This window comes from Streptomyces sp. NPDC003247, assembly GCF_042888135.1.
Lineage (GTDB): Bacteria > Actinomycetota > Actinomycetes > Streptomycetales > Streptomycetaceae > Streptomyces.
Genome location: NZ_JBIAPF010000009.1, coordinates 171,059 through 184,265, shown reverse-complemented (window position 1 = coordinate 184,265; position 13,207 = coordinate 171,059). Strand labels below are relative to the sequence as shown.

Genomic DNA, 13,207 nt, shown 5'->3' with positions numbered 1-13,207 from the left:
TCCCTCGATCGGGGCGTACGGTGTTCTCGACAGACCGGCGGCCCGGGGCGACACTTGTGCGGCCCCCAGGGGCCGGAGGAAGTTCTAGAGGAAGGTGTCCGCGTGCCCCGCCGCAGAATCGGCTTCTGGTACCGCTTCGCTGCGGTCCTCTGCAAACCGCCGCTGGTGGTTCTGATCAAGCGGGACTGGCAAGGAATGCAGCACATTCCGGCCGAGGGCGGATTTATCACCGCGGTGAACCACAATTCACACATCGATCCCTTCGCCTACGCGCACTATCAGTACAACACCGGACGAGTGCCGCGATTCCTGGCGAAGAGCGGGCTTTTCCGTCAGGGATTCGTCGGCGCCGCGATGCGGGGCACCGGGCAGATCCCCGTCTACCGCGAGAGCACCGACGCGCTCAGCGCCTTCCGGGCCGCGATCGACGCCGTGGAGCGCGGCGAGTGCGTCGCCTTCTACCCCGAGGGCACCCTCACCCGTGACCCCGACGGCTGGCCGATGACCGCCAAGACGGGGGCCGCACGCGTCGCCCTGCAGACCAAGTGCCCGGTGATCCCGATCGCGCAGTGGGGGGCCAACGAACTGCTCCCGCCCTACGCCAAGAAGCCGCACCTCCTGCCGCGCAAGACGCACCACGTCCTGGCGGGCCCGCCCGTGGACCTGGACCGCTTCTACGACAAGGAGATGACTCCCGAGCTGCTGAAGGAGGCGACGGAGGTCATCATGGCCGCCATCACCGTCCTGCTGGAGGAGATCCGCGGCGAGAAGGCGCCCGCCACGCCCTACGACCCCCGTCGGGAGCGGATCGAGCAGCGGCGCCGTACGCAGGCACAGACACCGGCACAGACGCAGACACCGGCGCAGACACAGGCACAGGCACAGACACAGGCAGGCCGGACGGCCGGCCGAGAAGGGGAGAACGGCACGTGAGCAAGCCCGTCAAGGCGGCCGTCTTCGGCACCGGATCCTGGGGCACCGCCTTCGGCATGGTCCTCGCCGACGCGGGCTGCGAGGTGACGCTCTGGGCGCGCCGCGCCGACCTCGTCGACGCGGTCAACTCCACCCGGACCAACCCCGACTACCTCCCGGGCGTCGAGCTGCCCGAGAACCTGCGGGCCACCTCCGACCCCGCCGAGGCCGCGCGCGACGCCGACTTCACCGTCCTCGCCGTCCCCTCCCAGACCCTGCGCACCAACCTCGCCGAGTGGCGCCCGCTGCTCGCCCAGGACACCGTCCTCGTCTCACTGATGAAGGGCGTCGAACTCGGCACGACCATGCGGATGAGCGAGGTCGTCGAGGACGTCGCCAAGGTGGGCCGGGACCGCGTCGCCGTCGTCACCGGTCCCAACCTCGCGCGGGAGATCGCCTCGCGGATGCCGGCCGCGTCCGTCGTCGCCTGCACCGACGAGACCGTCGCCCGGCGTCTCCAGGCCGCCTGCCACACCAGCTACTTCCGCCCCTACACCAACACCGACGTGGTCGGCTGCGAGCTGGGCGGCGCCGTGAAGAACGTCATCGGGCTGGCCGTCGGGATCGCCGACGGCATGGGCCTCGGCGACAACGCCAAGGGCTCGCTGATCACCCGCGGCCTCGCCGAGACCACCCGCCTCGGCCTCGCCATGGGAGCCGACCCGCTCACCTTCTCCGGCCTCGCCGGTCTCGGCGACCTGGTGGCGACCTGCTCCTCGCCGCTGTCCCGCAACCACACCTTCGGCACCAACCTGGGCAAGGGCATGACCCTCCAGGAGACCATCGCGGTCACCCGCCAGACCGCCGAGGGCGTCAAGTCCTGCGAGTCGGTGCTGGATCTGGCCCGTCGGCACGGCGTCGACATGCCCATCACGGAGACGGTCGTCGGCATCGTCCACGAGGGCAAGCCGCCGGTGGTGGCGCTGAAGGAACTGATGTCGCGCAGCGCGAAGCCGGAACGACGCTGAGCGATCCCCTGAGTCGACGCTGTCTCCGGGCCCTACCACCGGGTACTCTCATCGCGATATGAGCACCGAGAACCTCCCCCAGAGCCCTGAGCAGCCGTCTCGCAAGCCGCGCGTGGCCGTCGTGTTCGGCGGGCGCAGCTCCGAACACGGGATCTCCGTGGTCACCGCCGGCGCCGTCCTCGCGGCCGTCGACCGGACCAAGTACGAGGTCCTGCCGATCGGCATCACCCAGGACGGCCGCTGGGCGCTCACCGCCGACGCGCCGGATCGCATGGCGATCAGCGACCGCCGCACGCCGAGCGTCGAGGACCTGGCCGAGTCGCAGGAGGGCGGCGTGGTGCTCCCCGTCGACCCCGCGAGCCGCGAAGTCGTCTACAGCGAGCCCGGATCGGTACCGAAGGCGCTCGGCGAGGTCGACGTCGTCTTCCCCGTGCTCCACGGCCCGTACGGCGAGGACGGCACGCTCCAGGGGCTGCTGGAGCTGTCCGGGATCCCGTACGTGGGTTCGGGCGTGCTCGCCTCGGCCGTCGGCCAGGACAAGGAGTACATGAAGCGGGTGTTCACCTCCTTCGGGCTGAAGGTGGGTCCGTACCTGGTGATCCGGCCGCGCGAGTGGCAGCGGGACGAGTCCGCCGCCCGCAAGAAGATCATCGACTTCGCCGGCGAACACGGCTGGCCGCTCTTCGTGAAGCCCGCGCGCGCGGGCTCCTCCATCGGCATCACCAAGGTCGACGACCTGTCGGGTCTCGACGAGGCGATCGCCGAGGCGCAGCGTCACGACCCGAAGATCCTGGTCGAGGCGGCGCTGCGGGGCCGCGAGATCGAGTGCGGCGTGCTGGAGTTCGAGGACGGGCCGCGGGCCTCCGTCCCGGCCGAGATCCCGCCGCCGGAGGCGCACGCCTACTACGACTTCGAGGCCAAGTACATCGACTCCACCCCCGGCATCGTCCCGGCGCCGCTGACGCCCGAGGAGACCGCCGAGGTGCGCCGGCTCGCGGTGGACGCCTTCGAGGCGGCCTCCTGCGAGGGTCTGGTCCGGGCGGACTTCTTCCTCACCGAGGACGGGGAGTTCGTGATCAACGAGATCAACACCATGCCGGGCTTCACGCCGATCTCCATGTACCCGCAGATGTGGCAGGCGACCGGCGTCGACTACCCGGAGCTGGTGGACCGGCTGGTGCAGTCGGCCCTGCGCAGGCCGACGGGCCTGCGCTGATCCGGCTCCCGCCGGTACGACCCAGGCCCACATGGCCGAGCCTCCCGTCTGCCCCGCGGGCGACGACGGGAATGTGACGACAGGACCTAGTCGGCGATCCCTTCGGGGATCGCCTTCTTGATGGCGGCGGCCAGGTCGACGAGCGGTGCCATGCCGTTGCCCGTGCGGTCCTCGGGGATCGTGACCTCGACGTAGGCCCTGCGCAGCGTCGTGGTGAAGCGGAACGAGCCGTTCTCCTGCTTCTCCAGCAGCCAGCCGACCCCGTTCACCTCGACCCCGTCGGCCTCCTCGTCGCTCATCTCGGCGGGCCGTTCGACACCGCAGCGCAGTATGATCGCCGGGTTCCCCCAGCCCGCGGTCAGCGGGGACGCGGGTGAGGGATCCCGTCGGCCGAGGTCGTCCACCTCGGACGGCAGCGCCTTGTCCAGGTTCCGGCACAGTTCGGTGACCGGGGCCGAGGGGCTGGGAACCGCCGCCGACGCGTCACCGTCTGCTGAGGAGCAGCCCACCGCAGCGAGCAGGAGGGCGAGCGACGGCGCAACGACCGGCCGGTGGCGGAGAAGGTTCACCGGCCCAGGGTAGACGGGGGCTACAGATGCACGACCGGGCAGGTCAGGGTACGGGTGATCCCGTCCACCTGCTGGACCTTGGCGACCACCATGCGGCCGAGGTCGTCGACCGTGTCGGCCTGGGCCCGCACGATCACGTCGTAGGGCCCCGTCACGTCCTCGGCCTGGACGACCCCGGGGATCTTGCTGATCGTCTCGGCGACGGTCGACGCCTTGCCGACCTCCGTCTGGATCAGGATGTACGCCTGTACCACGGAACCTCCAGGGCGGCCACGAGGATCATGTGGGGAAAAGGAACGCCACGGTATCGCGTCGCCGCTCACCGCGGGGAGACCTGCGGGGCCCACGGATCGCGCGCCGGGGTGCGGGCAGGACAGAGGTTGACGGCCTTCTCGACCGTATCGAGGACACTGGTGGCGCGCGACCGGGCACGGACAGGGACAGAAGGGGAGCCAGGACGATGAAGGGCACGGTCGGTGAGCTCGGGGAGTTCGGGCTCATCAGGGAGCTCACCTCCCGTCTCACCACCACCCCGGCGGTCCGGGTCGGCCCCGGCGACGACGCCGCCGTGGTCGCCGCACCCGACCGACGGGTCGTGGCCACTACCGACATCCTGGTGGAGGGCCGGCACTTCCGCCGCGACTGGTCCACCGCCTACGACGTCGGCCGCAAGGCCGCCGCGCAGAACCTCGCCGACATCGCCGCGATGGGCGCCGTGCCGACCGCCGTGCTGCTCGGCCTCGTCGTGCCCGCCGAACTGCCGGTGACCTGGCCGACCGAGCTGATGGACGGACTGCGGGACGAGTGCCAGGTCGCCGGGGCCGCGGTCGTCGGCGGTGACGTCGTCCGCGGCGACACGATCATGGTGTCGATCACCGCGCTCGGCGACCTGCGCAACCAGGAGCCGATCACCCGGGCCGGCGCCCAGCCCGGCGACCTGGTGGCGGTCACCGGCTGGCTGGGCTGGTCCGCCGCCGGGTACGCGGTCCTCTCCCGCGGGTTCCGCTCGCCGCGCGCCTTCGTCGAGGCCCACCGCCGTCCCGAACCCCCGTACCACGCGGGCCCGGCGGCAGCCGTGCTCGGCGCGACGGCCATGTGCGACGTGAGCGACGGGCTGATCGCCGACCTCGGGCACATCGCCGAGGCGAGCAAGGTCCGCATCGACATCCGGTCCGGCGCGATCGACATCCCCACGCAGATGAACGACATCGGCCAGGCCGTCGGCGTCGACCCCATCCAGTGGGTGCTGACCGGGGGAGAGGACCACGCGATCGTGGCGACCTTCCCGCCGGACGTGAAGCTGCCGGCCCGCTGGAAGGTGATCGGCGAGGTCCTCAACCCCTCCGCGCTGCCCCAGGTGACGGTCGACGGGGCACCCTGGACCAGCAAGGGCGGCTGGGACCACTTCGGGAGCATAGAGTCATGAGCGTCCTTCCCCGTGTGCTGACCGTCGCCGGCTCCGACTCCGGTGGGGGCGCGGGCATCCAGGCGGACCTGAAGACCATGCTCGCGCTCGGCGTGCACGGCATGAGCGTGGTCACCGCCGTCACCGCCCAGAACTCCCTCGGAGTGCAGGGTGCCTGGGAGCTGCCCGCCGAGGCGGTGCGGGCCCAGTACCGCAGCGTCGTCGACGACATCGGCGTCCAGGCCGTGAAGACCGGGATGCTCGCCTCCGCCGAACTCGTCGAGACGGTGGCCGAGTTGCTCGCCGGCACGGACGCGCCGGCCGTCGTCGACCCGGTGGGCGTCTCCAAGCACGGCGACCCGCTGCTGGCGGCCTCGGCACTGGACTCCGTCCGCACCAAGCTGCTGCCGGTCGCGACCGTCGCCACCCCGAACCTCGACGAGGTGGCGCAGCTCACGGGCGTGCGGGTCGCCTCGGAGCGGGAGCTGCCCGAGGCCGCGGCCGCCGTGCTGGCGTACGGGCCGCGATGGGTGCTGATCAAGGGCGGTCATCTCTCCGGCGACGCCGTCGACCTGCTCACCGACGGCTCCGAGGAGCACTGGCTGCGCGCCCCCCGGCACGACAACCGGCACACCCACGGCACCGGCTGCACCCTGGCGTCGGCGATCGCGTCGCAGCTGGCGCGGGGGCGGACCGTGCCGGAGGCGGTGACGGCGGCCAAGCGGTACGTCACCGGGGCGATCGCGGCGGGGTTCGCCCTGGGCGGGGGCATCGGGCCGGTGAACCACGGCTGGGAGCTCACCCGGCGGGCGGAGACGCCCGGGGCCTGAGGCCCGTCGGGGGAGCACGTCGTTCCGGACAGCACGTCGTTCCGGACAGCACGTGTGCCCGGACAGAACGTCGTCAGGTACCGAACGACGTTGTCAGGTACAGAACGTCTTCAGGTACAGCAGAAAGCCGGCCCACGCGAGGTGGACCGGCTTTGTGCAGCGAACCGGCAGTGGCCGCGCGCTCAGCTGAGCGTCAGCGCGAGACCTTGCCGGCCTTGATGCACGAGGTGCAAGCGTTCACGCGCTTCGGCGTCCCGCTCACCACGGTACGCACACGCTGGATGTTCGGGTTCCAGCGACGGGACGTACGGCGGTGCGAGTGCGAGATGTTGTTGCCGAAGCCCGGCCCCTTGCCGCAGACGTCGCAGTTGGCAGCCACGGGTCACTCCAAAGACTTCAGATGCACTTACGGTTGATCCCGGCATGCCGGGATCGAGATCGTTGGGATCAGAGATCTGAGTGGCGGTGCCAGGGGGATGGCCCGATCAGGATCGGGCAACCGGAGCAGCATACAACGACTGCGCCAGTGCAACGAAACTACCATGGCCGCCCACGGGCCGGTGCCCGGCCCTCTTCCGGTGGACACCCGCCCACGGTCTACGCTGCGTCCCAGTCCAGCAGCTCAAGGAGGCGCAGGTGCCGCAGGTGCCGCAGACATTCCTCGATGCTCTCGCGGTGCGCACCTGGTGCGGTCTGGCGCTGCGCGCGCTGGGACGGGACCGCGAGGAGATCGACGCGATCAACGTCTATCCCGTCGCGGACGGGGACACCGGCACCAACCTGTACCTGACCGTCGAGTCGGCGGCGGCCGCCGTCGAGGCCGTGTTCGCCGGGTACGAGGCCGGCTCGGCCGCCGCCGGGAAGCCCTCCCTCGCCGACGCCGTCCGCGCGATGGCGCACGGCGCGCTCATAGGCGCGCGCGGGAACTCCGGGACAATCCTCGCGCAGCTGCTGCGCGGCATGGCCCAGGTGCTCGCCGAGGGTGAGCCCCCTCACACGGACGCGGCGGGACTTCGGCTGGCCCTGCGGCACGCCTCCGACTCCGCCCGGCAGGCCGTCGCCCACCCGGTCGAGGGCACCGTCCTGTCGGTGGCCTCGGCCGCCGCCGACGCGGCGGGCGGGACCGGGGGCGACTGCGGGACGGTGGCCCGGGCGGCCCACCAGGGGGCGTGCGCGGCGCTCGCCGCGACGCCGGGCCAGCTGGCCGTCCTGGAGCGTGCCGGGGTCGTCGACGCGGGCGGGCGGGGGCTGGTGACGGTGCTCTCGGCGCTGGTGGAGACACTGACGGGGGAGCGGCCGGGCACCTTCGCCACAGCCCCGTCCACCGCAACCGCTTCTCCCTCCACCGCAACCGCCACCGTGGGCCCCACCGGGGGCGGCGGCTGCCCGGAGACCGCGGGGGGCGACGGCCCCGCCTTCGAGGTCATCTACCTCCTGGAGGCGCCCGACGCGGCCGTGGACCGGTTGCGGGAACGGCTCGACGCGCTTGGCGACTCGCTCGTCGTGGTCGGCGGCGACGGACTGTGGAACGTCCACGTGCACGTCGACGACGCCGGCGCCGCCGTGGAAGCGGGCGTCGAGGCCGGCCGGCCCCACCGCATCCGCATCACGCACTTCGGCGCCGGCGACGCGCACACCCGCGGAGCCGACCGCCCGGCCCGCGACCGCGCCGAGCGGGCGGTCGTCGCCGTCGTCCCCGGCGAGGGCCTGGCCGGGCTGTACGCCGAGGCCGGCGCGACCACGGTCCTCGCCCGGCCCGGGGAGCCCCCCGCGAGCGGTGAACTCGTCGAGGCCGTACGGCGCGCCCACGCGCGCGAGGTCGTCCTGCTGCCCAACGACCCCGACCTGCGCCACACCGCGGCCGCCGCGGCCGAGCAGGTCCGCTCGGAGGGCGTCCGGGTGGCCCTCATCCCGACCCGGTCCGCGGTCCAGGGGATCGCCGCGCTCGCCGTGCACGAGCCGGACCGCCGGTTCGACGAGGACGTCGTGTCGATGACCTCGGCGGCCGGCGCCACCCGCCACGCCGAGGTCGCCGTCGCCGAGCGCCAGTCCTGGACCATGGCCGGCATCTGCCAGGCCGGTGACGTCCTCGGGCTCATCGACGGTGACGTGGCCGTCATCGGCGCCGACGTCACCGCCACCGCCGAGACCGTCCTGGACCGCATGCTGGCCGCGGGCGGGGAGCTCGTCACCCTGGTGCTCGGCGACGAGGCCCCCGAGGGCATCGCCGAGCACCTGCGCACACGGGTGCGGGAGAGGTACCTCGCCGTCGACACGGTGGTGTACCGCGGCGGACGGCAGGGCGCGCTCCTGCTGATCGGCGTCGAGTAGCGAAGGCCCCGCCCCGGCGGCCCTGCTCGGACGCCCCGCTCCACCGGTCCGCTCAGCCCGTCGCCTGCTCCTCCACCACCTGAAGCAACTGCTCCGCCTCCGCCCGCCGCGCCCGTACGGTCTCGTCGGCCCCGCCGTCGGCGTCCGCGGTGTCCGCGTACGCCCGGAGCACCGCACGCGCGCGTGCCGCCGCCTGCGCCGGACGGCCCAGGTCGGTCTCCAGCCAGCCCGCGGCCAGCTCGGCGCCGGTGCGGGCGTGCGGCGGGGTGCCGTCGTCCAGGGAGACGAACACCGCGACCGCCCGCGCCATCTGCCCCAGGGCCTCCTCCAGCGTGGCCCGGATGGAGTCGTCGTCGGCGTCCTCCGCCGCCGAGCGGGCGAGCAGGTCCCCGAACTGGCGGTGCGTGTGGCCGAGTTCGCCGACGAGCCGCAGGCGGGACTCCTCGTCCTCCGTCCCGCCCAGCGCGTCCGCGCACTCCTCGACGGCGGCCGTCATCAGCGCCCGCGCCGCGTCCGGACCGTCCTCCGTGCGCAGTGCCAGCCACGCGCGGGCGCGCAGCGAGCGGACCAGGCCGTGGACGTTGCCGAGGGAACGCCACAGCTCGCCCGCGCGCGCGTAGGCCCGGTCCGCGTCGGCGGGCAGGCCGGCCTGGCCGAGGGACTCGGCGGCCAGGTGCGCCAGGGTGGCGTGGTCGTGCTGCTCGGGCCAGTGCCGGGCCGTCTCGGCGGCCTGGAGCCGGCGTTCGGCGGCCGCCCGGTGCTCGCCGAGCTCGCTCAGACAGTCACCGAGCCACCACTGCGTCTGGACGACGACCCCGTCGCCGTGCGTGTCGGCCCGCAGATCGGCCAGCGCCGACTCCAGCACCTCGGCCGCCTCCGCCCAGCGGCCCTGCCGCACCAGCAGCCCGCCCAACTGGTGCCGCGCCCACGCGCCGAGCGTCGGACCCTCGCCCGCCGCGTCGGCCCAGTGCGCCGCCTCCAGCGCGTGCTCCGCGGCCTCCCCGCCCCGCCCCCGGCCGCAGACGACCTCGGCGAGCTGGAGGTGCAGCTGGGCCCGTCCGACCGGCTCCAGATGGGTGCCGCCGTGCTCCAGGGCGGCCCGCAGCGCCCGCTCCGCCTCCACCAGGTCGCCCAGCTGGTGCGCGAGCCCGGCCAGCCGGGCCTCGTACTCCACGGCGAACCACGGCAGCCCCGCCGCGACGAACTCCGCCGCGGCCCCGGCGAACAGCTCCGCGCCCCGCTCGGCGTCCCCCGAGCGCGCCGCCAGCTCCGCGAGCATCGCGTGCCCCTCGGCGATCCGCGCGGCGAGCCGTACGTCGTCCCCGGCCCGTCCCCCGACGAGCGCCAGCACCTCCCGTACGGCCGCTTCGGCGTCCGTCCGCACCCGCTGCGGCAGGGGCCCCTCGGTCTCCTGGACGCGGCGCATCAGGATCCGGGCACGGCCCATGAGGACGCCCGCCGCCTGCGGTATCCCCGTGCCGCCCTCGGCGTACAGCGCGAGGACCCGGTCGTAGGGGCCGGCGACCGCCGCGACCGCCCCGTCGACGTCCCCGGCGAGCGCGCGGACGTACGCGGCACGCGCGTGTGCCGCCAGGGCCTCCCCGGGGTCGCCCGCCTCCTCGTACAGCTCCGCCGCCCGCTCGAACGTCTCGGCGCCCTGCGGACCGAGCCCCATCGCCTCGTGGTCGGCGATCTCCGCGCGGTCGCGTGCGTCCAGCTCCGCCCCCTCGGCGGCGCGCGCCACCGCCGCCCACGCCTCCACGGCGTGCGGCAGCAGGCCGTCCGACAGCCGCCGCGCCTCGGCGAGCAGACCGGGCAGACCCGGCGGGCGGGACGGGCCGGACTCCTCGGCGGGTCCGGCCGCACGCTCCGCGCCGGCCGGGGCCCCGGGCCCGGCCGCCGTCGCCGGGCGCACCGCCCGCACCCCCAGCGGCAGCCGCTGGGCCAGCGGCCGCTGCGCCATCCGCGCGCGGGCCCGCTCACTCACGTACGACGTGCCGTTGCGGTCGTCGAAACGCGCGGCCAGCGCCAGGGCCTCCCCGCGCGCGTGGGCGGCGAGACCCCTCGCGGTCCACGTCCGCCCGGCCGGGCCGGGCACCCGCTGGTCACCGAGACCGAGAGCGCACAGCCGCTCCATGAGCAGCGCGACCACGCTCAGGAACTCCAGCCGGCTGCGCGGATGCCCCTCGTCCGTGAAGTACGCGGGCCGCTCCGCCAGCAGCTCCAGACCCCGCGCCTCGTTGCCGGTCAGCGCACAGAACTCCACGTGGTCGGCGTACGCGCCACGCATGCTCTCCATGGTCCGCACCAGCCGGAAGCCCCGCAGATGGTGGGCGCGCGCCTCCTCCAGCCGGCCCAGCCGCAACAGCGGCACCAGGGACGAGGCGAGCACGGTGTGCGGCTCGTGCGCACAGCTGTAGACGCCCTCCAGGACCGGCGCCCACAGCTGGAGGGCCTCCGCGTCCCGGCCCCGCTCCGCCTGCCACCAGCCCTGGCCGTGCAGCTCGCACGCGTGGCAGTCGGCCATGGTGTCGCGGTCCGCGGCCAGCCAGGCGGCGAACGCCCGCTCGGCCCGCTCGACGTCCCCCACGTGCGCGGCCACGCTGAACTCGGCGCCGCGCACCGCCCGCTCCGAGTGCCCGGCGAGCCGGTAGCGGTGCTCCATCTCGCCCAGCCACTTCTCCACGGACGCCAGCGGGACGTGCGGCTGGTCGAGCATGCCGGCCGACACCCACTTGAAGACCCAGTGCAGCGAGTGCGCCTCGTACTCGTCGAAGTCCTCCGGCCGCTCGTCCCACATGCGCAGCAGCCGCGCGAACGGGACGAACATCTTGTCCTTCTCGGAGCTGTAGTTGTAGACCTTCAGCTGGTGCCCGAGCGCCTCGATCACGGCGAGCGGGATGTTCAGCCTCTCGGCCTCCCCGAGCAGCTGTTCCGCGCGCGCGTTGCGGGCCGGACCCTCGGGCTGTTCGGAGTTCTCCGCCATCGCCCGGCGGAGCGCGTCGAAGTCCGTGATCCCCGTCATCAGTGGCCGTCCTCCCCTTGTGCGGAGCCCCCCGGTGCGGAGCCCCCGTGCGTGGCCCACTCCAGAAGGCCGATGAACGCGCGGTTCAGGAGCGCGGAGTCGGCCGGCCTGAGCGGCCGCTGCGCCATCAGCAGCGCCTGCCCGTACAGCGACTCCGTCGCGGTGCCGATCAGCTCCGTGTCGCGCAGGGAACCGATCCGGCGGATCAGCGGGTTGAGGTGGTTGAGCACCAGACGCGCGCGCGGGGCGCTGCCGCGCAGCGACCCCAGGATGCCCGCCCACAGGTCGTCGGCCCCGGCCTCCGCCTCCGCCCGCGCCTGCTCGTGCCGGGCCGCCCGGTCGTCCAGGTGCAGCGCCGGCACGGACAGGGGGTGGAAGGCGCGCAGGACGACGTCGCAGCCCAGCGGGTCGAGCCGCGCCCGCGCGGCCGCCAGGAAGCCGGAGAGCGCCAGCTCCTCCGCCGGGTCCACGGCGTCCAGGTGCGCGGTCACCGTGTCCGCGTCCAGCTCGGCGACCACCGTTCCCGGCCGCACCGACGGCAGCGCCTCCACCAGCTCGCTGTCGTAGGTGTAACCGCCGTTGACCACCCCGACGCCCTGCGCCGACGCGATCGGCGCGACCTGGCGGTACTCCTCCACGGTCCGGGTGAAGTGCACCACCGGGTGCCGCTGCGCGAACTCCTCCAGCGACAGCCGCCCGTCGGTCGTCTCGAACGGCAGCCACGGCAGCATCGTGCGCAGCATCTCCCCGTCGTGCCGCGCCAGGGACTTCACCCCCAGGTGGTGCACGGCCAGGAAGGCCGCGAGCCGCTCCGGATCACCGGCGGCCAGGCCCGTCAGCCACGACCTGATCCGCTCCCCCAGCGCCTCCCGCACGGCCGCCAGCGTCTCGTCCTCGTACAGGGACTCGCGCGAGGCCGTGGGCCGCAGACTGTCGGTGTCCAGCACACAGCGCACGAAGAACGCCCAGTCGGGCAGCAGCTGTTCGGCCCGCTCGGTCAGCAGCATGCCCTTCAGGTGCACACGGTGGCCCGCCCGCTGCGCCGGGCTGACCGCCGCCGGCAGCACGTACGCCACCCCGCGGATCCCCGCCAGCGGCACGTTCAGCTCGATCGAGTCCAGCGGTGCAAAACCGAACAGCTCGTGGCAGTGCCGGGCCAGCGCCGCCCGCCGGCCGGCCGGGGAGGGGTACGGCCGGTCCCAGGGCGCCGGCAGGTCGGTGACCGCCTCGTCGCCCACCCGGACGTCGTACGGCAGCAGCGAGCCGAAGTCCCGGGCCAGTTGCCGGACCCGCCGCTCGGTGAGCCACTCCCCGGCCCCCGCCCGCGCCACCAGGTGCACGGTGGTGCCCGGCTCGGGACGCTCCTCGTCGGGCAGCGTCCGCACGGTGTACGAACCGTCGTCCCGGGCCGTCCACTCCACCGGCGGCGCGTCCGGCGTGCGCGCGCTGCGGCTGACCACCCGGATCCGCTCGGCGACCACGAAGCACGCCAGGAGTCCGATGCCGAACTGCCCGAGGAAGTCGGAGCGGGCCTCCTGCACCCCCTCGGCCCGCTTGGAGCTGCGCCCGATGGTCGCCAGCAGGCTGTGCACGTCGGCCTCCGTGAGACCGACTCCGGAGTCCTCCACCCGCAGCCGGTCCCCCGACGCGAACAGCCGCACTTGCGCCGGCGCGCCGGGCTCCCCGGCCCGCCGGGCGGTGATCGCGTCCACGGCGTTCTGGAGCAGTTCGCGCAGGTAGACCCTGGGACTGGAGTAGAGGTGATGGGAGAGCAGGTCCACCAGACCACGCAGGTCGACCTGGAACGTATGAGGAGACGGTGATGCCTGGGATGACTGTGAGGTCTGGGAGTCCATCGCGTCAGCGCCGCGGGGTGGGGGAGGGTCGACGG

At 73.7% G+C, this 13,207-nt stretch carries 11 protein-coding genes; 6 read left to right on the top strand and 5 right to left on the bottom strand.

Annotation, left to right across the window (positions count from 1 at the left end; genetic code table 11):
• Positions 1–102 precede the first annotated feature (102 nt).
• The 3 genes from ACFYWQ_RS28985 to ACFYWQ_RS28975 are packed head-to-tail and all read left to right on the top strand — an operon-like array spanning position 103 to position 3,156.
• Positions 103–933, top strand: a complete 831-nt coding sequence (locus ACFYWQ_RS28985; RefSeq protein ID WP_389520317.1) for a lysophospholipid acyltransferase family protein — start codon at positions 103–105, stop codon at positions 931–933.
• Complete coding sequence (locus ACFYWQ_RS28980; RefSeq protein ID WP_389520315.1) at positions 930–1,940, top strand: NAD(P)H-dependent glycerol-3-phosphate dehydrogenase; 1,011 nt, start codon at positions 930–932, stop codon at positions 1,938–1,940. The genes ACFYWQ_RS28985 and ACFYWQ_RS28980 overlap by 4 nt, the downstream gene beginning before the upstream one ends.
• A gap of 58 nt (positions 1,941–1,998) precedes the next feature.
• A complete protein-coding gene (locus ACFYWQ_RS28975; RefSeq protein ID WP_389520313.1) occupies positions 1,999–3,156 on the top strand; it encodes a D-alanine--D-alanine ligase family protein in 1,158 nt (385 codons plus the stop codon).
• Between the two features lie 86 nt (positions 3,157–3,242).
• Here ACFYWQ_RS28975 and ACFYWQ_RS28970 read toward each other — a convergent pair whose 3' ends face one another.
• A complete protein-coding gene (locus ACFYWQ_RS28970; RefSeq protein ID WP_389520311.1) occupies positions 3,243–3,725 on the bottom strand; it encodes a DUF3515 domain-containing protein in 483 nt (160 codons plus the stop codon).
• Between the two features lie 20 nt (positions 3,726–3,745).
• Complete coding sequence (locus ACFYWQ_RS28965; RefSeq protein ID WP_037677600.1) at positions 3,746–3,979, bottom strand: Lrp/AsnC family transcriptional regulator; 234 nt, start codon at positions 3,977–3,979, stop codon at positions 3,746–3,748.
• Positions 3,980–4,185: 206 nt separating this feature from the next.
• Here ACFYWQ_RS28965 and ACFYWQ_RS28960 point away from each other — a divergent pair, with 206 nt between their 5' ends.
• Both ACFYWQ_RS28960 and thiD read left to right on the top strand, forming a co-directional pair.
• Entirely contained in the window at positions 4,186–5,151 is a 966-nt protein-coding gene (locus ACFYWQ_RS28960; RefSeq protein ID WP_389520309.1) for a thiamine-phosphate kinase, read from the top strand.
• Positions 5,148–5,960: a bifunctional hydroxymethylpyrimidine kinase/phosphomethylpyrimidine kinase gene (thiD, locus tag ACFYWQ_RS28955; protein WP_389520307.1), complete on the top strand. Its 813-nt coding sequence runs from the start codon at positions 5,148–5,150 to the stop codon at positions 5,958–5,960. The genes ACFYWQ_RS28960 and thiD overlap by 4 nt, the downstream gene beginning before the upstream one ends.
• Before the next feature lie 193 nt (positions 5,961–6,153).
• On the opposite strand, the gene rpmB is transcribed toward thiD, so the two are convergent.
• Positions 6,154–6,339 (bottom strand): 50S ribosomal protein L28, encoded by a 186-nt coding sequence (gene rpmB, locus ACFYWQ_RS28950; RefSeq protein WP_003973430.1) that lies wholly within the window; start codon positions 6,337–6,339, stop codon positions 6,154–6,156.
• A gap of 257 nt (positions 6,340–6,596) precedes the next feature.
• Between rpmB and ACFYWQ_RS28945 the strand changes: the two genes are divergently transcribed.
• The gene (locus ACFYWQ_RS28945) at positions 6,597–8,291 is read left to right on the top strand and encodes a DAK2 domain-containing protein (RefSeq protein ID WP_389520305.1); all 1,695 of its coding nucleotides are present in this window, start codon (positions 6,597–6,599) and stop codon (positions 8,289–8,291) included.
• 52 nt (positions 8,292–8,343) lie between these two features.
• Here the strand turns inward: ACFYWQ_RS28945 and ACFYWQ_RS28940 are convergent, their stop codons facing one another.
• Together ACFYWQ_RS28940 and ACFYWQ_RS28935 are read right to left on the bottom strand one after the other, a co-directional pair.
• A complete protein-coding gene (locus tag ACFYWQ_RS28940; RefSeq protein ID WP_389520303.1) occupies positions 8,344–11,316 on the bottom strand; it encodes a tetratricopeptide repeat protein in 2,973 nt (990 codons plus the stop codon).
• The gene (locus ACFYWQ_RS28935; RefSeq protein ID WP_389520301.1) at positions 11,316–13,172 is read right to left on the bottom strand and encodes an HSP90 family protein; all 1,857 of its coding nucleotides are present in this window, start codon (positions 13,170–13,172) and stop codon (positions 11,316–11,318) included. The genes ACFYWQ_RS28940 and ACFYWQ_RS28935 overlap by 1 nt, the downstream gene beginning before the upstream one ends.
• Positions 13,173–13,207 lie beyond the last annotated feature (35 nt).

What these genes read in the sequence shown, in the direction of transcription:
- ACFYWQ_RS28975 (WP_389520313.1), top strand. Translation starts at nt 1,999, where the DNA reads ATGAGCACCGAGAACCTCCCCCAGAGCCCTGAGCAGCCGTCTCGCAAG.
- ACFYWQ_RS28960 (WP_389520309.1), top strand. Translation starts at nt 4,186, where the DNA reads ATGAAGGGCACGGTCGGTGAGCTCGGGGAGTTCGGGCTCATCAGGGAG.
- thiD (WP_389520307.1), top strand. Translation starts at nt 5,148, where the DNA reads ATGAGCGTCCTTCCCCGTGTGCTGACCGTCGCCGGCTCCGACTCCGGT.
- ACFYWQ_RS28940 (WP_389520303.1), bottom strand. Translation starts at nt 11,316, where the DNA reads ATGACGGGGATCACGGACTTCGACGCGCTCCGCCGGGCGATGGCGGAG.
- ACFYWQ_RS28935 (WP_389520301.1), bottom strand. Translation starts at nt 13,172, where the DNA reads ATGGACTCCCAGACCTCACAGTCATCCCAGGCATCACCGTCTCCTCAT.